Source organism: Streptomyces sp. NBC_01013 (assembly GCF_045162765.1).
In the GTDB taxonomy this organism is placed as follows: domain Bacteria; phylum Actinomycetota; class Actinomycetes; order Streptomycetales; family Streptomycetaceae; genus Streptomyces.
Genome location: NZ_CP108687.1, coordinates 4,202,834 through 4,226,821 on the forward strand (window position 1 = coordinate 4,202,834; position 23,988 = coordinate 4,226,821).

The following is a 23,988-nucleotide window of genomic DNA, read 5'->3' on the forward strand; positions in this document are numbered from 1 at the left end:
GCACGCGTGTCATGGCCATACGCTGGACGAGTGACCCACGAAGCCGCCGGGGTGCCGACCACCCGGAACGACGATGCCCGGCAGGACGACGCTCTGCAGGACGAGCAGCCCGGCTCCCCTGCCCAGGCGCCTGCGGGAGGCCCTACCGGGGCCGCTCGGACCGCCGAGTCCACCGAGTCCGCCGAGTCCGCCGAGTCCGCCGGGGGCGGAGTGGCAGACCAGTCCGCCGGGGGCGGAGTGGCAGACCAGTCCGCCGGGGGCGGAGTGGCAGACGATGCGGCTGGGGCCGGTGAGACCACCGAGCAGCCGCGTCCCGAAGCGCGGCTGGCGCATGCCGTGCGGGTGGCCGAGCAGGCACTGATCGAGTTCGAGATCGCGGTGGAGACATTCCGGGTCGAGGTCGAGAATTTCTCCCGGCTGCACCACCAGAGGCTGGGCCCGATGTACGCACGGCTCGACGAGCTCGACGCGCAGATCGCGGAGGCGCGGGCCGCCAGGACGGGTGATCCCGAGGATCTGCGCAAGGCGCAGGATGCCCGGTCGATCGTGATGCCCATGCCGGGGGTCGACGAGCTGTTCCACGACTGGATCGACTCCGACGGGCTGTCCCCCGAGGCGGCGGCCATGCTGACCGAGCAGCCGGTCCGGCCGCCGAAGCGGGTCCGGCCGACCGACGAAGCGCGGAAGCTGTACCGCGAGCTGGCGCGAAAGGCCCATCCGGATCTCGCTCAGGACGAGACCGAGCGGGCCCGCCGGGACGAGTTCATCACCCGCGTCAACGCCGCATACGGGCGCGGGGACGAGGCACTGCTCAAGGAGTTGGCCCAGGAGTGGGCGGCCGGCCCGGTGCTGCCCGAGGCGGAGCTCAGCGAGGCCGACGAGCTCTACGCCCGGCTGAACTGGCTGACCCAGCGCAAAGAACTGCTGACCGTGCTCGCCCAGGAGTTGGAGGAGAGTGCGATCGGCGCGATGCTGCGGATGGCGCCGGACGATCCGGATCATCTGCTGGAAGAGATCGCCGAGCAGCTCCTGGGCGAGGTCTCGCAGCGTGAGACCGAGCTGGCGGGTCTGGTGGAGTAGCGTTTCAGATGTCTGTTTCCGGGGGCTGTCGCTGTTTCCGGTGACTCCGGTGCGCGTTTACGAGAGAAGGCATGACCCATGAATTTCGCCCCGCTTCCCGCGGTCGATGTCGCGGCGGTGCCGGCGGACGGCTTCGTGCTGGACGTCCGGGAGGACGACGAATGGGCGGCCGGGCACGTCGACGGCGCCCTGCACATCCCGATGAGCGACTTCGTGGGCCGGTTCGGTGAGCTGACCGAGGCGGTCGAGGACGGACGGCGCGTGCATGTGATGTGCCGGGTCGGCGGCCGGTCCGCCCAGGTCACCCAGTACCTGGTGCAGCAGGGCATCGATGCCGTGAACATCGACGGCGGGATGCTCGCCTGGGACGGCGCGGGACGCGCGATGGTCACCGACAGCGGGTCCCCCGCCTTCGTCGCCTGACCCCACCGGCCGGTCGATTCCGGGCTTGGGCGATCCTGCCGTGGGCTCATCCCGGACTCGGTGCCCGCCTCGGGTTGGCCCCGCCCTCGGGTCGTTTCCCCTCGGGCCGTTCCCGCCCGCGGGCCGTTCCCGCCGTGGGCCGCTCTCGGCTGCCCACCGGTGGTGTCAGTCGAGGGGGTGTGCGGCCAGCAGGTCGCCCAGGGCCTCCTCATGCGCCGCCGCCGGACCGAGCGAGAGCTCGATCTGCTTCGCCCAGGCGTGGAAGCGGTGCAAGGGGTAGTCGGTGTCCGCGCCGAAGCCGCCGTGCAGGTGCTGTGCCGTCTGCACGACCCGGCGGACCCCGTCGGATGCCCAGATCTTCGCCACCGCGACATCGCCTGCGGGTGGGAGCGCGCCGGTCCCGCCGGCGGCGATCCGCCAGGCTGCCTGCCAGAGGGTCACTTCCATGGCCCGCAGGTCGATGTAGCGGTCCGCTGCCTGCACAGCGACGGCCTGGAAGGTCGCGACGGGGAAGCCGAACTGTTCGCGCTTGCCGGTGTACTGACTCGTCATGGCCAGTACGGCCTCACCGAGGCCCAGCGCGAGTGCGCACGTTCCGGTGGTGAGTACAGAGCGCAGCCACTCCCAGGCGTCGGGGGCGTGGATCAACCGGCGGGCCTCGATCCGCACCGTGTCCAGCCTCACCTCGCCGTAGCGTTCACCGTTGGTGGAGACCTGCTCGGCGATGGTGACACCGTCGTCGTCGCGACGGACCAGGGCCAGCACCGCGCGACCGTCCCCGACGTGGGTGGGCAGGGCGATCCAGTCCGCGGTCTGTGCCCATGGCACCCCCGACTGAACGCCGTCGAGGACCCAGGACGCTCCGGTGCCGGTGCCGGTGTCGGTGCCTGTGCCGATACCGGTGCCTGTGCCGCTTTTGTTGCTGCCGTCGCGGGCGCCGTCGCCTGCGCCGTCCAGACGTGCGGTGACGGCGAGTTCGGCCGGGTCGTGGCCGGTGCGGCCGTTGGCGCCGACCGTGAGGACCAGGTCCCCTCGGCCGACGTCTGGCAGTAGTTCGGCCGCCATGCCCTGATCGCCGTAACGCTGGAGCGCCATCGCGACCGCGCACGTCTCCAGCAGCGGAACCCTCGCCAGAACCTTCGCGGACTCGCGCAGCACCAAGCAGAGCGCGACCAGGTCGAGGCCCGCCCCGCCGTGCTGCGGGGCCAGCACCAGGCTCAGCAGGTCGCCGGCGGCGAGAGCGGTCCACAGCGGCCGGTCGATGTCCTCGGCCACTGCGCCCGGGACGAGCGCAGGGCTGGGCACCGTATCGGGGGCGACGCCCGAGAAGACCCCTCGCGCCGCCTCGGTGGCTGCCTGCTGTTCCTCGGTGAAGGTGAAGTCCACTGTCCTGGCCTCCCGCGAACCGCTGCGCCCGTAACCGGACCTGACGGATCGTCAAGATAGAACAGGTTCTACAAGAAGGGAACAGCCGAGGTGGGGCGCCGAGTGCGTTTGCTCAGGACGCCGACCTCGCGTCGGGCTGCCACGGTCAGCGGTCGAAGTCCAGCTCCACCTCCCCCGTCACCGGGTGGGACTGGCAGGCCAGCACGTACCCCGCGCCCGTCTCCTCCGGCTCCAGCGCGAAGTTGCGTTCCATCCGCACCTCGCCCGAGACCAGGAAGGCCCGGCAGGTCCCGCAGACCCCGCCCTTGCAGGCGTACGGCGCGTCGCTACGGCTGCGCAGCACTGTCTCCAGCAGCGACTCGCCCTCCTGTACCGGCCACGTACCCGAGCGGCCGTCCAGGGTCGCCGTGAGTGTGCTGTGCGCGGGGGTCTCGACCCGCGGCCGGGTGGAGGGCTCCGAGCTTTCCTCGACGTGGAAGATCTCCTGGTGGACGCGAGCCCGGTCGACGCCCAGACCGTGCAGCGCTTCTTCGGAGGCCCGGACCAGGCCGAGCGGACCGCACAGGTACCAGCCCTCGACGTCGGTCACCGGAAGCAACGCCGGCAGCAGGCCGGCGAGCCGCTCGTGATCGAGCCGGCCGGAGGGGAGGCCCGCCTGCTGTTCCTCCCGGGAGAGCACGGTGACCAGCTGGAACCGGTCCGGGTAGCGGTCCTTGAGGTCGGCGACCTCGTCCAGGAACATCGTCGACGCGGCGGTCCGGTCGCTCCGGATGAGGCAGAACGAGGCGTTGGGCTCCCGGGCCAGCAGGGTCGCCGCGATGGACAGCACCGGGGTGATCCCGCTTCCGCCGACGATCGCTGCGAACCGGCCGGCGCGCGGTGCGAGCACGAAGCGACCCATCGGGGGCATAGCCTCCACCTGGTCGCCGACCGTCAGCTCCTTGAGGGCATACGTGGAGAACGCGCCGCCGTCGACGAGCCGGATGCCGACGCGGAGCGCCGGTTCCTCCGGCTGCACGGTGGCCGGCGCGCAGATCGAGTACGAGCGCCGGATCTCCTCGCCGCCGAGGGCGTAGCGAACATTGAGATGCTGGCCCGGCTTGTGGCGGAAGGTCTCGCGAAGGTGCGGCGGCACGGCGAAGGTGACGGCCACCGAATCCTCCGTGAGCCGCTCGATCGCGCTGACCCGGAGCGGATGGAACATCTACAACTCCTTGAAATGATCGAACGGTTCACGGCACGACACGCAACGGCGCAGCGCCTTGCAGGCCGTCGACGAGAAGCGGCTCAGCAGTTCCGTATCGGTCGAGCCGCAGTGTGGACAGCGCACCGACAGGGCGAGGGGGACGGGCCCTGTTGAGGGGCCCGCGGCATCATGCGGTCGAGGCGGCGCGATGCCGAACTCGGCGAGCTTGCGCCGGCCTTCCGCGCTGATGTCGTCCGTGGACCAGGCCGGGGAGAGGACCGTGACCACGGAGACCTCGGCCATGCCACGGTCGTGCAGCACCCGCTCGATGTCCGTGGACATGGCTTCTATCGCCGGGCAGCCGGTGTACGTCGGGGTGAGCCGTACCGTGACGCGGCCCGGCGCGAGCACCTCCACGCCGCGGAGCACACCCAGCTCCTCCAGGGTCAGGACGGGCAGCTCCGGGTCCGGGACGGCGCCCGCCAGGCTGCGCAGCTCCTCCTCCAGGGTCGTCCAGGTCACCATGACGCCCCCGGGTGGCTGCGATGCAGATGCTGCATCTCGGCGACCATCCGGCCGAACGGCTCCGTGTGGATGCCCTGTCGGCCCGCGCCGGCCGTCCAGGCTCCGGTCTGCGGTCCGGTCGGCACGGTCAGCGTCGCCCGCTCGAGCACCGTGGTGACGGCGTCCAGCCAACGGCTGTGCAGTGCCTGCCAGTCCACATCCACGCCTTCGACGGGCTGGAACAACTCGCCGGTGTAGCGCCACAGGGCATCCACCCCGCGCTGCATGCGTTCGTGGCTCTCGGCCGTGCCGTCACCGAGGCGCAGCGTCCACTGCTCGGCGTGGTCCCGGTGGTAGGCGACCTCCTTGACGGCCTTGGCCGCCAGCCCGGCGAATTCGCCGTCCCCCGTGGCCAACTGCTCGTACAGGCCGTGCTGGTGGATCGAGAAGTAGAGCTGTCGGGCGATGGTGTGGGCGAAGTCGCCGTTGGGCTGCTCGACCAGCTGGACGTTGCGGAAGGCGCGTTCCTCGCGCAGATACGCCAACTCGTCCTCATCTCCGGACAGGGAGAGCAGGACCCGGGCCTGGCCCAGCAGGTCCAGGGCGATGTTGGCCAGGGCCACTTCCTCCTCCAGCACGGGGGCGTGGCCCGCCCACTCCCCCAGCCGGTGCGACAGCACCAGGGCGTCGTCGCCGAGTGCGAGAGCCGCGGTCACAGGTGCTTCACCCCGTCCGGGATCGCGTAGAACGTCGGGTGCCGGTAGGGCTTGTCCCCTGCCGGTTCGAAGAACGTGTCCTTCTCGTCGGGAGAGGACGCCGTGATCTGGCTGGACGGCACGACCCAGAGGGAGACGCCCTCGGAACGGCGCGTGTACAGGTCGCGCGCGTTGCGCAGGGCCATTTCGGCGTCCGGGGCGTGCAGGCTGCCGGCATGGGTGTGGGAGAGCCCACGCCGTGAGCGCACGAACACCTCCCACAGCGGCCAGTCGGTCGAGCTGCTCATGCTGTCGCCTCCCCGTTCGGTACTTCCGTGTTCCGTACATCCGTGTTCGCCACATCGGTGTGCTTCTGTGCGTATGCGGCGGCTGCGTCACGGACCCAGGTGCCTTCCTCGTGTGCCCGGCGGCGCTGGGTGAGGCGCTCTTCGTTGCACGGCCCGTTGCCCTTCAGGACTTCCTGGAACTCCGTCCAGTCGATCGGCCCGAAGTCGTGCTGACCGCGCTCCTCGTTCCACCGGAGGTCCGGATCGGGGAGGGTGAGACCCAGGGCCTCGGCCTGCGGGACGCAGATGTCCACGAAGCGCTGACGCAGCTCGTCGTTGGAATGCCGCTTGATCTTCCATGTCATCGACTGCGCCGAATGCGACGAGGCGTCGTCCGGGGGGCCGAACATCATCAGGGACGGCCACCACCACCGGTTCACGGCGTCCTGGGCCATCTCGTGCTGCGCCGGCGTCCCGTGACTGAGGGCGAGCAGCAACTCGTAACCCTGGCGCTGATGGAAGGACTCCTCCTTGCAGATGCGGACCATGGCCCGTGCGTAGGGGCCGTAGGAGCAGCGGCAGAGAGGGACCTGGTTGGTGATCGCGGCGCCGTCCACGAGCCAGCCGATGGCGCCGACGTCCGCCCAGGTCAGGGTCGGGTAATTGAAGATCGATGAATACCGCTGACGACCGGCGTGCAGCTTGTCGAGCAACTCCTCGCGGCTCGTGCCCAGGGTCTCCGCCGCGCTGTACAGATACAGCCCGTGGCCTGCCTCGTCCTGCACCTTGGCCATCAGGATGGCTTTGCGGCGCAGGGAGGGGGCGCGGGTGATCCAGTTCGCCTCCGGCTGCATGCCGATGATCTCGGAGTGGGCGTGCTGGGCCATTTGCCTGACCAGCGAGGCGCGATAGGCGTCGGGCATCCAGTCGCGTGGCTCGATGCGCTCGTCGGCCGCCACCGAGGCGTCGAAGGCCGCCTCCAAGGCCCCGTCCGCCCCATCGGTACTGCCTGCTGCCGCCTGCGCTGTCTGGCCCGCAGTCACTGCCGCCATCCCGGACTCCCTACCGACCGATCGTTCGGTTCAATGCCTTCAATGGTGAGTCTGCGGCCCGTAGGGTGTCAACCCTGTGGATAACTGACCGGGATCGACGGGGATCGGGGCGGGATGGATTCGTACGACGACAAGGGCGTCGGCGGGGGTGTCGGTGAGAGTGTCAGCGGCGGGGGCGGGGGTACGGCCGACGTTGCTGCGCGGACGGTTCCGGAGCCCCGCGCCAATCCGGACACCCGCGCTGATACGGGCCCGGACACTGATCGGGGCTCCCGTGCCGAGCAGGATTCCGGTGCCGAGCAGGGCTCCCGTGCCGAGCAGGATTCCGGTGCCGAGCAGGGCTCCCGTGCGGAGCGCGGCTCGCCTGTTGACTCCGCTTCGCACGGCCTCTCAGGCCTCGGTGTCGATCCGGGTCGCACCGGCCACGGGCCGCGCGTCGGGATGGCCGGGCTCTCGTTCCCGTACCAGGTCGTGGCCGCTGTGGCGCTGGCGGTGATCGGGGTGATCGCCTGCGTCCAGCTGGCCATGGTCTTCCTGCACGTAGCCCCCTCCAACACGCTGACCAAACAGCACGGCGCGGCAGTCGACCAGTGGGTCTACCCCGAGTTCGAACAGAACTGGAAGCTCTTCGCCCCTAATCCCCTGCAGCAGAACATCGCCGTGCATGTGCGTGCCGAGATATCCGGTCCCGCCAAGCGCCGGACCACCCCCTGGATGAGCCTCTCCGGTGAGGACGGCAAGGCGATACACGGCAATCTGCTGCCCAGCCACGTGCAGCAGAACGAGCTTCGCCGGGGCTGGGACTTCTACATCGGCTCGCACGACAGCGAGAACCGGGCCACCGGCCTGCGCGGCAGACTTTCCGAGCAGTACATTCGGCGCATCGTGATGCTGCGCCTCGGCGAGCATGACTACGGCGGCGACATTCTGAGGATCCAGATCCGGTCCGAGGCCCGTTCCGTGGCCGCTCCGGCTTGGAGCGGCGAGAAGATCAGCACCAAGCCGTCCTACCGGGTGCTGCCCTGGTGGACCGTCACCGCGGCCGATCTCCCCAAGGGTTCGGCCGCCTCCGAGGAGGCGGACCAGTGAGCACACGGATCTCCAACCGCACGCTCGACCGCGGTATCCAGCGCATCACGGCCTCGTCCCTGGGGCCCTACCAGAGCGCCGTCATCCGGATCGGCTTCTCCGCCACGTATCTCCTGTTCCTGCTGCGCGAGATTCCGCACCGTCACGAGATGTACGGCCCCGACTCCCCGTGGCGCTGGGACATGGCGCAGCAGCTCATCTCCGGCAACCAGGCCTTCACCACGCTGATGTGGTCGGACAGCGGCCTCTGGTTCGAGGTCGTGTACGCGCTGGCGCTGGCCGCCGCCGCGCTGCTGATGGTGGGCTGGCACACCCGTGCCATGTCCGTGCTGTTCATGGCCGGTGTGCTCTCGCTGCAGAACCGCAGCATCTTCATGGGCGACGGCGGCGACAACGTCATCCACCTCATGGCGATCTACCTGGTGCTGACCCGATGCGGACAGGTCTGGTCCCTGGATGCGCGCCGTGCCCGGCGCGCTGCCGGCGGAGACCCGCGCGCAGGCGGTGTAGCCGGTCCGCTGCTGTGGGTGGCGTTCGGAGCAGTGCTCCTCGGGGCCACGGTGACGGACAACCTGGGGGGGACCGTCTGGCTTCCCGTCCTCTTCTGGATCCTGTGGATCGGGCATGGCGTCTGGTGGGCCGTGAACCGACACGAGCCGCTCAGCGAGGCGCGCACCCTGCTCGACGTCATCGCCAACCTCGCTCACAACGCCACGCTCGTCGTGATCATGGCCGAGGTCTGCCTGATCTACTCGACGGCGGGTTGGTACAAGATCCAGGGCTCGCGATGGCAGGACGGCACGGCGCTGTACTACCCGCTCAACCTCGACTACTTCACGCCCTGGCCCGGCCTCTCGGACTTTCTGGCGTCGAGCGGTGTGATGGTGATGGTGCTGACGTACGCCACGGTCGTCGTGCAGGTCGCTTTCCCCTTCACCCTGTTCAACCGGCGCGTCAAGAACGTGCTGCTCGGTGCCATGATCTGCGAGCACCTCGGTATCGCGCTGCTGCTGGGGCTTCCCTTCTTCTCGATGGCCATGATCGCCGCGGACGCCGTCTTCCTGCCGACCGTCTTTCTGGTGTGGCTCGAAGGAAAGGCGGTGCTCGGGAGGGATGTGCTGTTCCGGCGGCGCGGTGAGGTGCCGGGGCCGCGGGACGGCGAGGGCGCCGGTGCGGGTGCGGAACCCGGTGCCGAGGACCGGGAGCCGCGGAAGCACCACGAAGACGGTGGCCATACGCTCGTCGGGTGAGCAGCGAGACAGGCAGTACAGGCAGTACAGGGAGCGCCGACGCCGCGGACGGGGCGGCCGACCCGTCCGCGGCGTCGGCGACGGGCGAGCCGGCGCAGTACGACGAGGGGTTCGGGACGGAGATCGGCGTGGGGCCGCATCCGCTTCCCTGGCCCGTGGGCGAGCGGTACGACCCCGAGCTGCTCGCCCACGGAGACCGGCGCAACGTGGGCGATGCGTACCGCTACTGGACCCGGGAGGCGATCGTCGCCGATCTCGATCTGAGGCGGCACGACTTTCATGTGGCGGTGGAGAACTGGGGCCACGACTTCAATATCGGCTCGGTCGTGCGCACCGCGAACGCCTTCCTCGCCAAAGAGGTGCACATCGTGGGCCGGCGGCGCTGGAACCGTCGGGGGGCGATGGTCACCGACCGCTACCAGCATGTACGCCACCACGCGGACACCGCCGAGCTGACCGCCTGGGCCGCGGCCGAAGGGCTTCCGATCATCGGCATCGACAATCTGCCGGGCGCGGTGCCCCTGGAGCGGACCGAGCTGCCACGGCGGTGTGTGCTGCTCTTCGGGCAGGAGGGGCCCGGGCTGACCGAGGAAGCCCGCAAGCATGCCTCGATGGTGTGCTCGATCGCGCAGTTCGGTTCTACGCGGTCGATCAACGCGGGAGCGGCGGCGGCGATCGCGATGCATGCGTGGGTGCAGCGGTATGCGGACATCCCGGGGGACGGCGCGTAGCGGGCGGTGCGGGCGGGGATGGGGGGCGTGCGGTAAGCCCTGTCCCCTGCCCGCCCCCGCCCCTCCCGTGAGCGGGGCGCCGGCCCGGCCCCCGCTCCGCAAACGCCCGAGGGGCTGGGGCGGGGGCCGGGCCTGCTGGAGTGCTTCTGCTCAGCGCTGGCGGCGAACTTCCAGGGTGCGGAAGCGGTTGGCCACGAAAGCGCCGTCGCACAGCGCCACGTTGGCCGCCGGGTTGCCTCCCGAGCCGTGGAAGTCGGAGAACGCCGCCGTCTGGTTGACGTACACCCCGCCGGTCAGATTCAGCGACAGCTGAGCCGACTCGTCCAGACAGACGTCCTCCACGGCGCGCTCCACCTCCGGCGAGGTGGTGTAGGCGCCGACCGTCATCGCTCCCTTGTCGCGGATGGTCCGGCGAAGGAGGTCCAGCGCGTCCGCCGTCGAGTCGACCGCGACCGCGAACGAGACCGGGCCGAAGCACTCCGACAGGTAGGGAGACTCCTCGTCCGGCTTGCTGCCGTCGAGCTTGACGATCAGCGGGGTACGGACGACCGCCTCGGGGAAGTCCGGGTTGGTCACTGCCCGCGAGGGCAGCGCTACCTCGCCCAGCTGCGCGGCTGACTCCAGGCGGCCCCTCACCTGGGGATTGACCAGAGCACCGAGCAGACCGTTCGCCCGGGCGTCGTCACCCAGGAGTCCGGTGACGGCGGCGGCGATGTCGGTGACCACGTCGTCGTACGACTTGTCGCCGACGTCCGTCGTGATGCCGTCGCGGGGGATCAGGAGGTTCTGCGGGGTGGTGCACATCTGGCCGCTGTAGAGGGAGAGCGAGAACGCCAGGTTGGCCAGCATGCCGCGGTAGTCGTCCGTGGCGTCGAGGACGATCGTGTTGACCCCGGCCTTCTCCGTGTACACCTGCGCCTGGCGGGCGTTGGTCTCCAGCCAGTCACCGAATTCGGTGGAACCGGTGTAATCGATGATCTTGATCTCCGGACGGACCGCCAGGGTCTTGGCGATGCCCTCGCCCGGCCGCTCGGCGACCAGCGCGACCAGGTTCGGGTCGAAGCCGGCTTCGGTGAGCACCTCGCGCGCCAGCTGAACGGTGAGGGCCAGCGGGAGCACCGCCCGAGGGTGCGGCTTGACCAGGACCGGATTGCCGGTGGCGAGGGAGGCGAAGAGGCCCGGGTAGCCGTTCCACGTGGGGAAGGTGTTGCAGCCGATGAGCAGCGAGATCCCGCGTCCGGCCGCGGTGAACGTCTTGTGCAGGTCGAGCGGGTCACGCTTGCCCTGCGGCTTGGACCAGTCGGCGGCCCGGGGCGCGCGCATCTGCTCCTCGTACGCATACGCCACCGCCTCCAGGGCGCGGTCCTGGGCGTGCGGGCCGCCGGCCTGGAACGCCATCATGAACGCCTGCCCGCTGGTGTGCATCACCGCGTGGGCGAACTCGTGGGTGCGGGCGCTGATCCGCGCCAGGATCTCCAGACAGACCAGGGCCCTGGTCTCCGGGCCGGCCTCGCGCCAGGCCGGGATGCCCGCCCGCATCGCGGGGAGCAGCACGTCGAGGTCGGCGTGCGGATACTCGACGGCAAGCTCGGGGCCGTACGGAGAGACCTCGCCGCCCGTCCAGCCGTCGGTCCCCGGCTGGTCCAGGTCGAGACGGGTGTGCAGCACGGCGTCGAAGGCGGCCTTGCCCTCGGCGGCGCCCAGGCTGCCGGGCGCGCCGCCCTCGCCGTAGGCCTTCGGGTGCTCGGGATGCGGCGACCAGTAGGCACGCGTGCCGATCGCGTCGAGGGCCCGGTCGAGCGTGGGGCGGTGCTTCTCGGACAGCTGGTGCGGGGAGAGCTCGGCGGCCATGACGGACCAACTCCTCATCGAGCTGGGCAGGGACGGGCGGACAGAGTTAGAGTAACCGAACGATCGGTCGGGACAAGGGGGCCCACGAAACCTGTGGACAACTGGTAGGGGAGGATCGCGGGCATGACCACGGCCAAGCGGGACACGTACACCCCGGAGACTCTCCTCGCCGTTGCCGTCCGTGTATTCAACGAGCGCGGCTACGACGGCACGTCGATGGAGCACCTGTCGAAGGCTGCCGGTATCTCGAAGTCGTCCATCTACCACCATGTCGCCGGCAAGGAGGAACTGCTGCGGCGTGCGGTGAGCCGGGCGCTGGACGGCCTCTTCGGGATCCTCGACGAACCGGGCGCGACGAGGGGCCGTGCGATCGAGCGCGTCGAGTACGTCACGCGACGCACCGTCGAGGTGCTGATAGCCGAACTGCCCTACGTCACGCTGCTGCTGCGCGTGCGGGGCAACACGAAGACCGAGCGCTGGGCCCTGGAGCGGCGGCGGGAGTTCGACCAGCGCGTGGCCGATCTGCTCAAGGCGGCGGTCGCGGACGGTGATCTCCGCTCCGACGTGGACATACGGCTTGCCACGCGGCTGCTCTTCGGGATGGTCAACTCGCTCGTGGAGTGGTTCCGGCCGCTGTCGGACGGCGGCGCGGAGGGGGAGCGGCTCGCCGACACCGTCGTACAGCTGGCCTTCGAAGGGATGAAGTCCAGCCGCTGATCCGTCGCCCTCCGCCTGTGGTGCCCCGGTTCAGGCGAGTTCCGTGGGTCGGTCGGATCCCGGAGCCAGGTCCGTCTCCTCGAACACCAGCAGGGTGCGCGTGGAAAGCACTTCCGGAATCGCCTGGATTCTCGTCAGGACCAGCTCTCGCAGCGACCGGTTGTCCGGGGTGTGCACCAGCAGCAGGACGTCGAAATCGCCGCTGACCAGCGCGATGTGCGTGGCGCCGGGCAACGCCTGGAGCTGTTCCCGCACGGTGCGCCAGGAATTCTGCACGATCTTGAGCGTGATGTACGCGGAGGCCCCCTGCCCCGCCCGCTCATGGTTCACCCGCGCACTGAAGCCGCGGATCACGCCGTCCTCGATGAGCCGGTTGATCCGCGCGTACGCGTTGGCCCGCGATACGTGGACGCGGTCGGCCACCGACCGTATCGAGGCGCGGCCGTCCGTCTGGAGCAGTCGGAGGATGGCGCCGTCGATGGCGTCGAGCGGGCGCGCCGGGGGAATCCGCCCCGGCTCCTCGCCCCCAGCGGCCATTTGTTCAGCTGCCATGTTCCCGTGCCTCCCCGTCCTGGACGACCTGTGCCCATCCCAGGCTGTGGAGAACCGTTTGTCCACAGGCTGACGGTGCCTGTAGCCAAATTGCGCTCGCGACCGAACAATCGGTAGGTGAGGCGCACCACATTCGCGCCTTGCACGGCTTTCGTTATTTCGACATATATCAACACCCCTCGGCACCGGGCACCCCCGATGCCGCCGGATGTCGTTCGATACCCCTCGACGCCAGGAGGTGCTTGTCATGACGGTCCAAGAGCTGCCCGGCGCGGCCGCCTACCGGCCCACGCCGCCCCCGGCCTGGAAGCCGCTCACCGATCCCGCGCCCCTGCTCCCGGACTCCGAGCCGTACCGCGTGCTCGGTACGGACGCCGCGGCCGACGCAGACCCCGAGCTGCTGCGGCGGCTCTACGCCGAGCTCGTGCGCGGCCGGCGGTACAACGCGCAGGCGACCGCCCTCACCAAGCAGGGCCGACTCGCCGTCTATCCGTCGAGCACCGGGCAGGAGGCCTGCGAGATCGCGGCGGCCCTGGTGCTGGAGGAGCGGGACTGGCTCTTCCCCAGCTACCGCGACACGCTCGCGGCCGTGGCTCGGGGCCTGGACCCCGTCGAGGCCCTGACCCTGCTGCGCGGGGACCGGCACACCGGATACGACCCGCGCGAGCACCGCATCGCGCCCCTGTGCACTCCCCTCGCCACCCAGCTGCCGCACGCCGTGGGCCTGGCCCATGCGGCGAGGCTCAAGGGGGACGACGTGGTGGCGCTCGCCATGGTCGGTGACGGCGGCACCAGCGAGGGCGACTTCCACGAGGCACTGAACTTCGCCGCCGTCTGGCGGGCACCGGTCGTCTTCCTCGTGCAGAACAACGGCTTCGCCATCTCCGTGCCCCTGGCCAAGCAGACCGCGGCACCTTCCCTGGCGCACAAGGCCGTGGGGTACGGGATGCCCGGCCGACTCGTCGACGGCAACGACGCGGCCGCCGTTCACCAGGTGCTCTCCGAGGCCGTGACGCGGGCCAGGAGCGGCGGTGGCCCGACGCTCGTGGAGGCCGTCACCTACCGGATGGACGCGCACACGAACGCGGACGACGCCACGCGCTACCGCGGCGACAGCGAGGTCGAGGCTTGGCGGGCCCACGACCCGGTCCAGCTCCTGGAGCGCGAGCTGACCGGACGCGGCCTGCTCGGCGACGACGGGATCGAGGAGGCGCGCGCGGCGGCGGAGCAGATGGCGGCACAGCTGCGGGAGCGGATGAACGCGGACCCGGTGCTCGATCCGATGGACCTCTTCGCCCACGTCTACGCGGAGCAGACGACACAACTGCGCGAGCAGGCGGCCCGTCTGCGGGTCGAGCTGGACGCGGAGCACGACGAGCACGGCACGGACGACAGGGGTGCAGGGCGATGACCACCGCAGCGGCCACGGCCCGGGAGCGGACGGCGAAGGCCAAGCCCGCCACCATGGCGCAGGCACTCGGGCGCGCGCTGCGCGACTCGATGGCCGAGGATCCTTCCGTGCACGTCCTCGGGGAGGACGTCGGGACGCTCGGCGGGGTCTTCAGGATCACCGACGGCCTGGCGAAGGAGTTCGGCGACGAGCGGTGCACCGACACCCCCCTGGCTGAGGCCGGCATCCTCGGGGCGGCTGTCGGCATGGCGATGTACGGGCTCAGGCCCGTGGTGGAGATGCAGTTCGACGCCTTCGCCTATCCGGCGTTCGAGCAGCTCATCAGCCATGTCGCCAAGATGAGGAACCGGACAGGGGGCGCGATGCCCTTGCCGATCACGGTCCGGGTCCCCTACGGCGGTGGGATCGGCGGAGTCGAGCACCACAGCGACTCCTCGGAGGCGTACTACATGGCGACCCCGGGTCTCCACGTCGTCACTCCCGCCACGGTCGAGGACGCGTACGGGCTGCTGAGGGCCTCGATCGCGTCCGACGACCCGGTGGTCTTCCTGGAGCCCAAACGGCTCTACTGGTCGAAGGCCGACTGGTCGCCGCAGGCGCCGGCCGCGGTCGAACCCATCGGGCGGGCGGTCGTGCGCCGCCCCGGACGCAGCGCGACGCTGATCACGTACGGACCGTCGCTCCCGGTCTGCATGGAGGCCGCGCAAGCAGCCGTCGAGGAGGGCTGGGATCTCGAAGTCGTCGACCTGCGTTCGCTGGTGCCGTTCGACGACGAGACCGTCGCCGCATCCGTACGGCGCACAGGCCGAGCGGTCGTCGTCCACGAGTCCACCGGCTTCGGCGGACCTGGCGGCGAGATCGCCGCCCGGATCACCGAGCGCTGTTTCCACCACTTGGAGGCGCCGGTGCTGCGCGTCGCCGGTTTCGACATCCCGTATCCGCCGCCGATGCAGGAACGCCACCACCTGCCGGGCGTCGACCGGGTGCTCGACGCCGTCGCTCGACTGCAGTGGGAGACGGAGAACTGATGCCTCAGGTACTGGAATTCAAGCTCCCGGACCTCGGCGAGGGACTGACCGAGGCGGAGATCGTCCGCTGGCTGGTGGAGGTCGGCGATGTCGTCGCCATCGATCAGCCGGTCGTCGAGGTCGAGACCGCCAAGGCGATGGTGGAGGTGCCCTGCCCGTACGGGGGCGTGGTGACCGCACGGTTCGGCGACGAAGGGACTGAACTCCCCGTCGGGGCGCCGCTGCTGACGGTCGCCGTAGGGTCTGTGGAACCCTCGGAGACGGTGAACGGTTCCGACTCCGGTACGGGACCGGGTTCTGGAGCGCCTGCTGAGGCGGAGCCGTCCGGATCCGGGAACGTGTTGGTGGGGTACGGGACCGGGGCACCGCCCGTGCGGCGTCGGCGGGTCCGGCCGGAGGGCCTTTCGGTTCCAGCCGTGGCCCCCGCAGCCGCTGCCGCCCCCGTTGCCACTGCCGCCCCCGCTGTCCCCGTCGTCACCACTGCCCCCGTGGCCCCCGCTGTCGCCGTTGCCCCCGGACCGGTCGCCGTGGTCTCCCCGCTGGTGCGCAAGCTTGCGCGGCAGCACGACCTCGATCTGCGGCAACTCGCGGGATCCGGGCCGGACGGGCTGATTCTGCGGGCCGACGTCGAGTCCGCCATCCGGTCGGCGACGTCGGCGCCTGCCGCCACTCCGGCCGTCACACCGGGGGCGCGGTCCGCGGTGACGGCCGAGCCTTCGGCACGTCCCGCCGGTGAGCGGATTCCGTTGCGCGGTGTGCGGGGCGCTGTTGCCGACAAGCTGGCGCGCAGCCGGCGCGAGATTCCCGACGCGACGTGCTGGGTGGACGCCGATGCCACCGAGCTGATGGCGGCCAGGGCGGCGATGAACGGTGTCGGTGGTCCCGGTGCCGGTCCCAAGGTGTCGGTGCTCGCCCTGCTTGCCCGCATCTGCACGGCGGCCCTTGCCCGGTATCCCGAGCTCAACTCCATGGTGGACGCCGAGGCGCGGGAGATCGTCCGGTTGCCCGAGGTCCATCTCGGGTTCGCGGCACAGACCGAGCGCGGCCTGGTCGTCCCGGTGGTCCGCGACGCTCAGACGCGCAACGCGGAGTCGATCGGGGCGGAGATCGCCCGGCTGACCGAGGCGGCGAGGGCGGGGACGCTGAAGCCCGCGGAGCTGACCGGCGGCACGTTCACGCTCAACAACTACGGAGTGTTCGGGGTCGACGGATCGACTCCGATCATCAACCACCCGGAGGCGGCGATGCTCGGTGTCGGCCGGATCGTCCCCAAGCCGTGGGTGCACGAGGGCGAGCTGGCCGTGCGACGGGTCGTTCAGCTCTCGCTGACCTTCGACCACCGGGTGTGCGACGGCGGGACGGCGGGAGGCTTCCTGCGCTACGTGGCCGACTGCGTGGAACAGCCGGCGGTGCTGCTGCGGACGCTGTAGGGCGGCGGCGGTGTTCGGGGTCCTTCCGGCCCTACTCGTCCCGCTGCCCGTCCCTGCCTGTTGTGCTCCTCGTCCCGGACCCCGTTCCGCTCTCCACTCCGCTCCCCGTGCCGCTCCCCGCCCTGTTCACTGTTCCGCTCCGCGTTCCGCGCCGCGTGGATCCACAACCGTCGATCCACAACCGTTGATCCACAACCGTTGATCCACGACCGTTGATCCACGGGAACGTGGACGGGGAGGGCCCACCGGACGGTCGGGCACGCATACTCGGGGCATGACCGCGTATGACGCCATCGTTCTCGCCGGAGGGGCCGCCAAGCGCCTCGGCGGTGCCGACAAGCCCGGAGTCCGGGTCGGAGGCCGCGCGCTGCTCGACCGGGTGCTCGGCGCCTGCGCCGGTGCCGGGGCCACCGTGGTGGTGGGGGGACGGCGGCCCACTGCGCGTGCGGTGACCTGGACGCGCGAAGAGCCCCAGGGCGGGGGCCCGTTGGCAGCGCTCGGCGCCGGGGTGCGGCATACGGCGGCGGAGTGCGTGCTCGTGCTCTCCGCCGATCTGCCGTTCCTGGGAGCGGACACGGTCGGCTCGCTGCTGGAGGCGGCAGGCGACGGGGACGTCGAGGGCGCTGTCTGCACCGACCGGGACGGCCGGGACCAGCCTCTGGTCGCCGTCTACCGCGCTGAGCCGTTGCGCCGTGAACTGGCGCTCATCGCCACCGAGCACGGCAGCCTGGCGGGTCTGCCCCTGCGGTTGCTCACCCACGAACTGAAACTTTCCAGGGTGGTGGCGGACCCGCTCGCCTCGTTCGACTGCGACACCTGGGAGGACATCGCTTCGGCCCGGGCCCGGATCAGGGAGCATGGGACCGTGCTGGACGAATGGATCACCGCAGTCAAGAACGAACTGGGCATCGAACTCGACGTCGACACCGACGTCCTCCTCGACCTTGCCCGCGATGCCGCCCACGGCGTCGCCCGCCCCGCCGCGCCCCTGACGACCTTCCTGGTCGGCTACGCGGCGGCGAAGGCGAGCGGTGACGGTGGCGGTCCGGAGGCAGTGGCCGAGGCCGCCCGGAAGGCGGCCGCGCTCGCCCTCCGATGGGCGGACGAGGCCGAGACGCCATGACGGGCCCCAGCGGCAGGCCTCAGGGGCCGTCGGTATCGGACGGGCTCCCACCCGCGTCGGACGGGCTTCCGACGCCCACGCATCGGCACAGCCCTGCCGACGCCGCTGCCGACGCCACCGCCCCTGCCCCCGCCGACATCCACACCCGTGCAGACGCCGCCCCCACCCCCACCCCTGCCCCCACCTCCGACGCCGACTCCGACGAGGAGCGGGCCGTGGCCCAGGCCCTCGCTCTGGTCGGCCGCCAGGCGCCCTCGGGGGCCAATCGGGGAGTGGAGCCGGCGGAGGCCCGGGGCTCCGGCCCGCGGGCCTCCGACCGGTCACGGGACCGCCCCCAGCACGTGGACCCGGCCCGTGCCGACGCAGCCGTCTCCGAGCGCCGCGCGGACACCACCACCTCTCCCCACCCCACCGAGGGCGCTCCCGCCTCCGGCCGAGTCCGTCCCGACCCCCACGGCGGGCCGCATACCCGCGTCACCCCCTGGGGCGAGGCCCGCGCCATTGCCGCCAGGGCCGGGCGCGTGGCTCTTCCGCGTACCGTGCGCCTCTCCCTCGATCAGGCGCTCGGGCAGGTGCTCGCCGAACCGCTCGCCGCTCTCACCGATCTGCCGTCCTTCGACACCTCCGCCATGGACGGCTGGGCCGTCTCGGGTCCGGGGCCCTGGACGATCCGGGGCAACGAGGGGATCCTCGCCGGCCATGCCACACCCACCCCGCTCCCCGACGGCGATGCCATCCGGATCGCCACAGGCGCCCGCATCCCGGCGGACGTCACCGCGGTCATCCGCAGCGAACACGCCCACGCCGACGAGTCCAAGGGGATGCTGCACGCCCAGCGTCAGGTGAGTCCCGGGCAGGACATCAGGCCGCGCGGTCAGGAATGCCGCTCGGGTGACCAACTCCTGCCGGCCGGAACGCTGGTGACGCCTGTCGTCCTCGGGCTGGCCGCAGCCGCCGGATACGACGAGCTGCCGATCCGGCCCCGCCCGCGCGTCGACGTCCTCGTCCTGGGCGACGAACTGCTCACCACCGGCCTTCCGCACGACGGCCTGATCCGCGACGCCCTCGGCCCGATGATCGGTCCCTGGCTGCGCGCGCTGGGCGCCCAGGTCTCCGCACCGCGTCGTCTGGGCGACGACGCGGAGGCCCTTCAGCAGGCACTCACCGGATCCGGGGCCGACCTGATCGTCACCACCGGAGGTACGGCCGCCGGGCCCGTCGACCACGTGCACCCCGTCCTTGCCCGGATCGGTGCCGAACTGCTCGTCGACGGGGTAGCTGTGCGCCCCGGCCACCCCATGCTGCTGGCCCGGCTCGGAGCGGGAGGCCCCTATCTCGTCGGGCTGCCCGGCAACCCGCTGGCCGCGGTCTCCGGGCTGCTCACCCTGGCCGAGCCGCTGCTCGGAGGGATGGCGGGCCGGACCCCCGAGAGCCCCTACCGGGTGGCTGTACGCGACGAGGTGCACGGCCACCCGCACGACACCCGCCTGGTCCCCGTGGTCCATCGCACAGCAGGCGCCCCGGGGACGGCCTCCGGTTCCGCAACTGGCCATGACAGCACGGGAACCGGGGAGGGTGCGGATCACGTCGTACCGCTGCACTACAACGGTCCTGCCATGCTCCGCGGCGTTGCCGCCGCGGACGGGCTGGCCGTCGTGGAGCCGGGCGGGGTACGGTCCGGCACCGAGGTGGAGATCCTCGATCTACCGTGGGCCTCGGCGACGCCGTGGACTGAAGGGTGTTTCACGTGAAACTTCCCGGCCATGACGCGATGGCCAGGCGCGCCGACGAACATGTCGTCCCCACCCGGGTGATGCTCCCGCGCAGGGTCGTCGACGGACCGGCCCGCCAGGTCGCCAAGCGGCTGTTGATGGCTCTGGTGGTGCTCGCCGTCACGGTGTTGATCGTCTGGCTCGACAGCGACGGCTACCACGATGCGTCCGACGACAGGGTCGACCTCCTGGACGCGTTGTACTACGCGACGGTCACCCTCTCCACCACCGGGTACGGCGACATCACCCCGTACAGCGACAGCGCCCGGCTCGTGAACGTGCTGCTGGTGACACCGCTGCGCGTGCTCTTCCTCATCATCCTGGTCGGCACCACCCTTGAGGTCCTCACGGAACGGACCCGCGAGGACTTCCGGCTGAAGCGTTGGAGAACCAACTTGCGTGACCACACCGTCGTCGTCGGCTTCGGCACGAAGGGCCGTTCGGCCATCCAGACCCTCTGCGCCACCGGGTTGCCGAAGGACCAGATCGTCATCGTCGACCCGGCGTCCAAGGTGATAGAGATCGCCAACGCCGAGGGTTTCACCGGGGTGCTCGGGGATGCCACCCGCAGCGATGTGCTGCTGAGGGCGGAGATCCAGAAGGCACGTCAGATCATCATCGCCACCCAGCGGGACGACACGGCGGTGCTGGTCGCACTCACCGCACGTCAGCTGAACCGCGGCGCGAAGATCGTCGCCGCGGTGCGCGAGGAGGAGAACGCGCCGCTGCTCCGGCAGTCCGGCGCCGATGCCGTCATCACCAGCGCCAGCGCGGCGGGCCGGCTGCTCGGTCTCTCCGTCCTCAGCCCCAGTGCGGGCACCGTGATGGAGGACCTGATCCAGCAGGGCAGCGGGCTCGATCTCGTCGAACGGCCGGTGATAAAGGCGGAGGTGGGCAAGCACGTCCGGGAGACCGATGACCTCGTGGTCAGCGTTCTGCGCGGGCACCGGCTTCTGGGGTACGACGATCCGGCAGCCAGTCCGCTCCAGCTGACGGACCGGCTGATCACCATCGTGCGCGCCTCCAACGAACCGCCCCTGAACCACACTCCGCAGGCCGCCCCGCGCGCCTGAGCGACGCTCACGTCCGACCGGTTGCGCCATGCCCGCGGGGTGCGATCCGCGGAACGTCCGACGGCCCACCCCACCCCCCTCGGGACGGGGTGATCCGTCGAACGTTCCGCGCCGCACCACCGCGCATCGTGGCCGCCCACCCGCCACGGAGTAGCCTCGCGGCCATGCATGCGATCACGATCCCCGAACCCGGTGGCCCCGAGGCGCTCGTGTGGGCCGAAGTTCCGGACCCCGTACCCGGCGAGGGCGAGGTCCTCGTCGATGTCGTGTCCAGTGCGGTCAACCGGGCCGACGTACTTCAGCGGCAGGGCTTCTACAACCCGCCCCCCGGCGCGTCCCCCTACCCGGGCCTTGAATGTGCGGGCCGCGTGTCCGCCATCGGCCCCGGCGTCGTCGGCTGGTCGGTCGGCGACGAGGTGTGCGCGCTCCTCGCGGGCGGCGGCTACGCGGAGAAGGTCGCCGTCCCCGCCGGGCAGCTGCTCCCCGTTCCGGACGGGCTGGACCTCACGCTTGCCGCGGCCTTGCCCGAGGTGACGGCCACCGTCTGGTCCAACGTGTTCATGGTGGCCCATCTGCGGCCCACCGAGACGTTGTTGGTGCACGGTGGGTCCAGCGGCATCGGCACGATGGCGATCCAGCTGGCCAAGGCGATCGGTGCCCAGGTTGCCGTGACCGCCGGTGGTCCGGAGAAGCTGGCCCGTTGCGCGGAGCTCGGCGCCGACATCCTGATCGACTACCGGGAGCAGGACTTCGTCGAGGAGCTCCGCAAGGCGACGGACGGGGCGGGCGCGGACGTCATTCTCGACATCGTCGGTGCGAAGTATCTCGACCGGAACGTGCAGGCACTCGCCGTCAACGGGCGGCTCGCGATCATCGGTCTGCAGGGCGGGGCCAAGGGCGAACTGAACCTCGGCGCGCTGCTGAACAAGCGGGCCGCCGTCACAGCGACTTCGCTGCGCGGACGCCCGCTCGCCGAGAAGGCGGCCATCGTCGCCGCCGTCCGCGAACACGTCTGGCCGCTGATCGCCGACGGCATCGTCCGGCCCGTGGTGGACCGTACGTTGCCGATGCAGGAGGCGGCCGAGGCCCACCGGGTGATGGAGTCCAGCACCCACGTCGGCAAGGTCCTCCTGCAGGCGCCCGCGACGGCCTGACCAGGACACGCCCTCCCGCAGGGCGCTCAGGCACACGAAGGGCCCGGCACACGACTTCTCGTGCTTGGGTTCCAGTGGTCGTTGCAACACCGCCTGGTCTTAGGTGGTGAGTAGATCACGTAGACGCTCGGCTGGGTTTGCCCAGCCGAGCGTCTTGCGTGGGCGGCCGTTGAGTTCCTGGGCGACGTGTTCGAGGTCTTCGGGGCTGTGGACGCTCAGGTCGGTGCCTTTGGGGAAGTACTGGCGCAGGAGTCCGTTGGTGTTCTCGTTGGAGCCGCGTTGCCAGGGCGAGGCAGGGTCGCAGAAGTAGACGGGCATGCCGGTGGCCATGCTGAACTGCTTGTGGCGTGCCATCTCGCTGCCCTGGTCCCAGGTGAGAGAGCCGCGTAGGTGTGCGGGCAGGGTCTGGACGGTGCGCACCAGGCCGTCACGGACGGTCTCGGCGTCGTGGGCTCCGCCGGGCAGGTGGACCAGCATGGTGTAGCGGGTGGTCCGCTCGACCAGGGTCGCGATCGCGGAGCGACTGTTCGCGCCGATGATCAGGTCGCCTTCCCAGTGACCGGGCACCGCCCGGTCTTCGATATCGGCAGGGCGTTCGCTGATCATCACCATCGGGTCGGTGAATCGCGGCGTGCGTGCGGCGGGGTCGCGGTGGGGCTTGCGGCGGGTGCGGCCGCTGCGTATCGCGGCCTGCACTTCCCGCTTCAGGCCGCCACGGGCCTGGAAATACAGTGCCTGGTAGATCGTTTCCACGCTCACCCGCATGCTCCGGTCCTCGGGATGCTCCTGGAGCAAAGCGTGGCAGATCTGCTCGGGTGACCACCGTCTGCGCAGCCCGTCCTGGACGAAGGAGCGCAACCCGCTCTCGCGCAGCAGCTTGCGGCCCTTGGGCCGGGGCCTGCGTGCGGCCGCCGCCCGGTGGGCCGCATAGGGCTGGTATCCGCCGGGGCCGGAGTTGGCGTCGATCTCCCGCTTGATCGTGCTGGCCGCCCGTCCCAAAGCGCGTCCGATCGCCCGCAACGAGTGACCCGGCGCCCGAAGGTCGCGGATCTGCTCGCGCTCGGTCAGCCTCAGATACCTCGGATGCAGTTGCTTCTCCAGGGCCGCCAGAGCCGCCGATGCCGTGATCACAGAGCCCATCGTGACGGTTCCCGCCGCGTAGTCGACACGGCGCCCATCGGCGTAGGTCCGTGTCAGGGCGCTCTTCCTGACGCCCTGGTCCCAGTCCCTGGCCGTGCGCTCGTTGACCCCGACCCGCCTGGCCGCCACGGACTGAGGAACACCCCTGGCCCTCAGCCGCTCGTACTCGTCGCGCCGCGGATGCCGTCGCGGCAGGCGCACCGACCCACGACCGGCTTTCCGGGCCCACCCGAACGCCGTGTTCTGGTTGACGCCCAGCTCGGCCGCCACTGCCGTCACGCTCCCCACGACATCCAGCCGAACAAGGAAACGCTTTCTCAACCCCGCAAGATCAACCCGCTCAACGCCCACGGTCCCCGCAACTCCCACAGATCGAGGGTGTTGCGAGGACCGTTAGAACCCAAGCACGACTTCTCGTGTGCCGGGCCCTTCGCGCAGGATCGGTGGATCGGTGGGTACGGGTCCGGCCGGCCGGGACTACAGGTACGGGCCGGAGCGGATCGCCCCGTGCAGGTCCGCGCCGCCGCCGTCCTCCTCCTCGTGACCGCTGCCGGGAGGCAGGGCACGGCGCATCTGCTCCAGCTGCGCCCTGGCCGCCATCTGCTGGGCGAACAACGCGGTCTGGATGCCGTGGAAGAGGCCCTCCAGCCAGCCGACCAACTGGGCCTGCGCGATCCGGAGTTCCGCCTCGGAGGGAACCGACTCCTCGGTGAACGGCAGCGAGAGCCGCTCCAGCTCCTCCACCAGCTCCGGTGCGAGGCCGTCCTCCAGCTCCTTGACCGAGCTGGCGTGGATCTCCTTCAGGCGCACTCGGCTCGCCTCGTCGAGGGGAGCCGCCCTGACCTCCTCCAGGAGTTGCTTGATCATGCTGCCGATGCGCATGACCTTCGCAGGCTGCTCGACCATCTCCGTCACCGGGACCTCCCGCGACTCGTCGTCAGTGCCACCGCCGCCGATCGCCATTCCGTCCTGCCCCACCACGAGGACCTGGGGGTGCTCCTGCGACCGTTCATTCCTCGGCATCTCCATGCCGCCCATTGTCTCGCACACGTGC

General features: G+C 70.7%; 23 protein-coding genes. 13 read left to right on the forward strand and 10 right to left on the reverse strand.

Going from position 1 to position 23,988, the window contains the following annotated elements:
* The first annotated feature begins 264 nt into the window (after positions 1–264).
* Together OG538_RS18215 and OG538_RS18220 are read left to right on the forward strand one after the other, a co-directional pair.
* Complete coding sequence (locus OG538_RS18215) at positions 265–1,080, forward strand: J domain-containing protein (RefSeq protein ID WP_406100196.1); 816 nt, start codon at positions 265–267, stop codon at positions 1,078–1,080.
* A gap of 78 nt (positions 1,081–1,158) precedes the next feature.
* Entirely contained in the window at positions 1,159–1,503 is a 345-nt protein-coding gene (locus OG538_RS18220) for a rhodanese-like domain-containing protein (protein ID WP_406094845.1), read from the forward strand.
* 165 nt (positions 1,504–1,668) lie between these two features.
* Here the strand turns inward: OG538_RS18220 and OG538_RS18225 are convergent, their stop codons facing one another.
* From OG538_RS18225 to paaA, 6 genes are all read right to left on the reverse strand, one after another.
* A complete protein-coding gene (locus OG538_RS18225; protein ID WP_406094847.1) occupies positions 1,669–2,889 on the reverse strand; it encodes an acyl-CoA dehydrogenase family protein in 1,221 nt (406 codons plus the stop codon).
* 145 nt (positions 2,890–3,034) lie between these two features.
* Positions 3,035–4,093 carry a 2Fe-2S iron-sulfur cluster-binding protein gene (locus OG538_RS18230; protein WP_406094849.1) on the reverse strand — a complete coding sequence of 353 codons (1,059 nt, stop codon included), beginning with the start codon at positions 4,091–4,093 and terminating at the stop codon, positions 3,035–3,037.
* Complete coding sequence (paaD, locus tag OG538_RS18235; protein WP_406094851.1) at positions 4,094–4,600, reverse strand: 1,2-phenylacetyl-CoA epoxidase subunit PaaD; 507 nt, start codon at positions 4,598–4,600, stop codon at positions 4,094–4,096.
* Positions 4,594–5,295 (reverse strand): 1,2-phenylacetyl-CoA epoxidase subunit PaaC, encoded by a 702-nt coding sequence (gene paaC, locus OG538_RS18240; RefSeq protein ID WP_406094853.1) that lies wholly within the window; start codon positions 5,293–5,295, stop codon positions 4,594–4,596. Before paaC ends, paaD begins: the two co-directional genes overlap by 7 nt.
* Entirely contained in the window at positions 5,292–5,582 is a 291-nt protein-coding gene (paaB, locus tag OG538_RS18245) for a 1,2-phenylacetyl-CoA epoxidase subunit PaaB (protein ID WP_219572877.1), read from the reverse strand. The genes paaC and paaB overlap by 4 nt, the downstream gene beginning before the upstream one ends.
* Positions 5,579–6,613, reverse strand: coding sequence for a 1,2-phenylacetyl-CoA epoxidase subunit PaaA (paaA, locus tag OG538_RS18250; RefSeq protein WP_406094855.1), 1,035 nt, complete (start codon positions 6,611–6,613; stop codon positions 5,579–5,581). Before paaA ends, paaB begins: the two co-directional genes overlap by 4 nt.
* A gap of 114 nt (positions 6,614–6,727) precedes the next feature.
* Between paaA and OG538_RS18255 the strand changes: the two genes are divergently transcribed.
* Genes OG538_RS18255 through OG538_RS18265 form a run of 3 tightly spaced genes read left to right on the forward strand, consistent with a single transcriptional unit; the run spans position 6,728 to position 9,683 of the window.
* A complete protein-coding gene (locus OG538_RS18255; protein ID WP_406094857.1) occupies positions 6,728–7,702 on the forward strand; it encodes a DUF5819 family protein in 975 nt (324 codons plus the stop codon).
* Complete coding sequence (locus tag OG538_RS18260; RefSeq protein ID WP_406094859.1) at positions 7,699–8,952, forward strand: HTTM domain-containing protein; 1,254 nt, start codon at positions 7,699–7,701, stop codon at positions 8,950–8,952. Before OG538_RS18255 ends, OG538_RS18260 begins: the two co-directional genes overlap by 4 nt.
* Entirely contained in the window at positions 8,949–9,683 is a 735-nt protein-coding gene (locus OG538_RS18265) for a TrmH family RNA methyltransferase (protein ID WP_406094861.1), read from the forward strand. The genes OG538_RS18260 and OG538_RS18265 overlap by 4 nt, the downstream gene beginning before the upstream one ends.
* Positions 9,684–9,833: 150 nt before the next feature.
* Here OG538_RS18265 and paaN read toward each other — a convergent pair whose 3' ends face one another.
* Positions 9,834–11,534 (reverse strand): phenylacetic acid degradation protein PaaN, encoded by a 1,701-nt coding sequence (gene paaN, locus OG538_RS18270; RefSeq protein ID WP_406094863.1) that lies wholly within the window; start codon positions 11,532–11,534, stop codon positions 9,834–9,836.
* A gap of 123 nt (positions 11,535–11,657) precedes the next feature.
* Here paaN and OG538_RS18275 point away from each other — a divergent pair, with 123 nt between their 5' ends.
* Positions 11,658–12,251 carry a TetR/AcrR family transcriptional regulator gene (locus OG538_RS18275; RefSeq protein ID WP_406094865.1) on the forward strand — a complete coding sequence of 198 codons (594 nt, stop codon included), beginning with the start codon at positions 11,658–11,660 and terminating at the stop codon, positions 12,249–12,251.
* A 30-nt stretch (positions 12,252–12,281) separates the two neighbouring features.
* Here OG538_RS18275 and OG538_RS18280 read toward each other — a convergent pair whose 3' ends face one another.
* Positions 12,282–12,788, reverse strand: coding sequence for an Lrp/AsnC family transcriptional regulator (locus OG538_RS18280; RefSeq protein WP_406100197.1), 507 nt, complete (start codon positions 12,786–12,788; stop codon positions 12,282–12,284).
* A 262-nt stretch (positions 12,789–13,050) separates the two neighbouring features.
* Here OG538_RS18280 and pdhA point away from each other — a divergent pair, with 262 nt between their 5' ends.
* The 7 genes from pdhA (at position 13,051) to OG538_RS18315 (ending at position 21,794) form a co-directional block, all read left to right on the forward strand.
* The gene (gene pdhA, locus OG538_RS18285) at positions 13,051–14,214 is read left to right on the forward strand and encodes a pyruvate dehydrogenase (acetyl-transferring) E1 component subunit alpha (protein WP_406094867.1); all 1,164 of its coding nucleotides are present in this window, start codon (positions 13,051–13,053) and stop codon (positions 14,212–14,214) included.
* Positions 14,211–15,242, forward strand: coding sequence for an alpha-ketoacid dehydrogenase subunit beta (locus OG538_RS18290; RefSeq protein ID WP_406094869.1), 1,032 nt, complete (start codon positions 14,211–14,213; stop codon positions 15,240–15,242). The genes pdhA and OG538_RS18290 overlap by 4 nt, the downstream gene beginning before the upstream one ends.
* Positions 15,242–16,672 (forward strand): dihydrolipoamide acetyltransferase family protein, encoded by a 1,431-nt coding sequence (locus tag OG538_RS18295; protein ID WP_406094871.1) that lies wholly within the window; start codon positions 15,242–15,244, stop codon positions 16,670–16,672. Before OG538_RS18290 ends, OG538_RS18295 begins: the two co-directional genes overlap by 1 nt.
* Before the next feature lie 274 nt (positions 16,673–16,946).
* Positions 16,947–17,795 carry an NTP transferase domain-containing protein gene (locus OG538_RS18300; RefSeq protein WP_406094873.1) on the forward strand — a complete coding sequence of 283 codons (849 nt, stop codon included), beginning with the start codon at positions 16,947–16,949 and terminating at the stop codon, positions 17,793–17,795.
* Positions 17,792–19,546 (forward strand): molybdopterin molybdotransferase MoeA, encoded by a 1,755-nt coding sequence (locus tag OG538_RS18305; RefSeq protein ID WP_406094875.1) that lies wholly within the window; start codon positions 17,792–17,794, stop codon positions 19,544–19,546. Before OG538_RS18300 ends, OG538_RS18305 begins: the two co-directional genes overlap by 4 nt.
* A gap of 20 nt (positions 19,547–19,566) precedes the next feature.
* On the forward strand, positions 19,567–20,640 hold the full coding sequence (locus OG538_RS18310) for a potassium channel family protein (protein ID WP_406100198.1): 1,074 nt from the start codon (positions 19,567–19,569) through the stop codon (positions 20,638–20,640).
* 164 nt (positions 20,641–20,804) lie between these two features.
* On the forward strand, positions 20,805–21,794 hold the full coding sequence (locus OG538_RS18315; RefSeq protein ID WP_406094877.1) for an NAD(P)H-quinone oxidoreductase: 990 nt from the start codon (positions 20,805–20,807) through the stop codon (positions 21,792–21,794).
* Positions 21,795–21,893: 99 nt separating this feature from the next.
* On the opposite strand, the gene OG538_RS18320 is transcribed toward OG538_RS18315, so the two are convergent.
* A complete protein-coding gene (locus tag OG538_RS18320; RefSeq protein WP_406100199.1) occupies positions 21,894–22,934 on the reverse strand; it encodes an IS30 family transposase in 1,041 nt (346 codons plus the stop codon).
* A 477-nt stretch (positions 22,935–23,411) separates the two neighbouring features.
* On the reverse strand, positions 23,412–23,963 hold the full coding sequence (locus OG538_RS18325) for a bacterial proteasome activator family protein (RefSeq protein ID WP_406094879.1): 552 nt from the start codon (positions 23,961–23,963) through the stop codon (positions 23,412–23,414).
* Positions 23,964–23,988 lie beyond the last annotated feature (25 nt).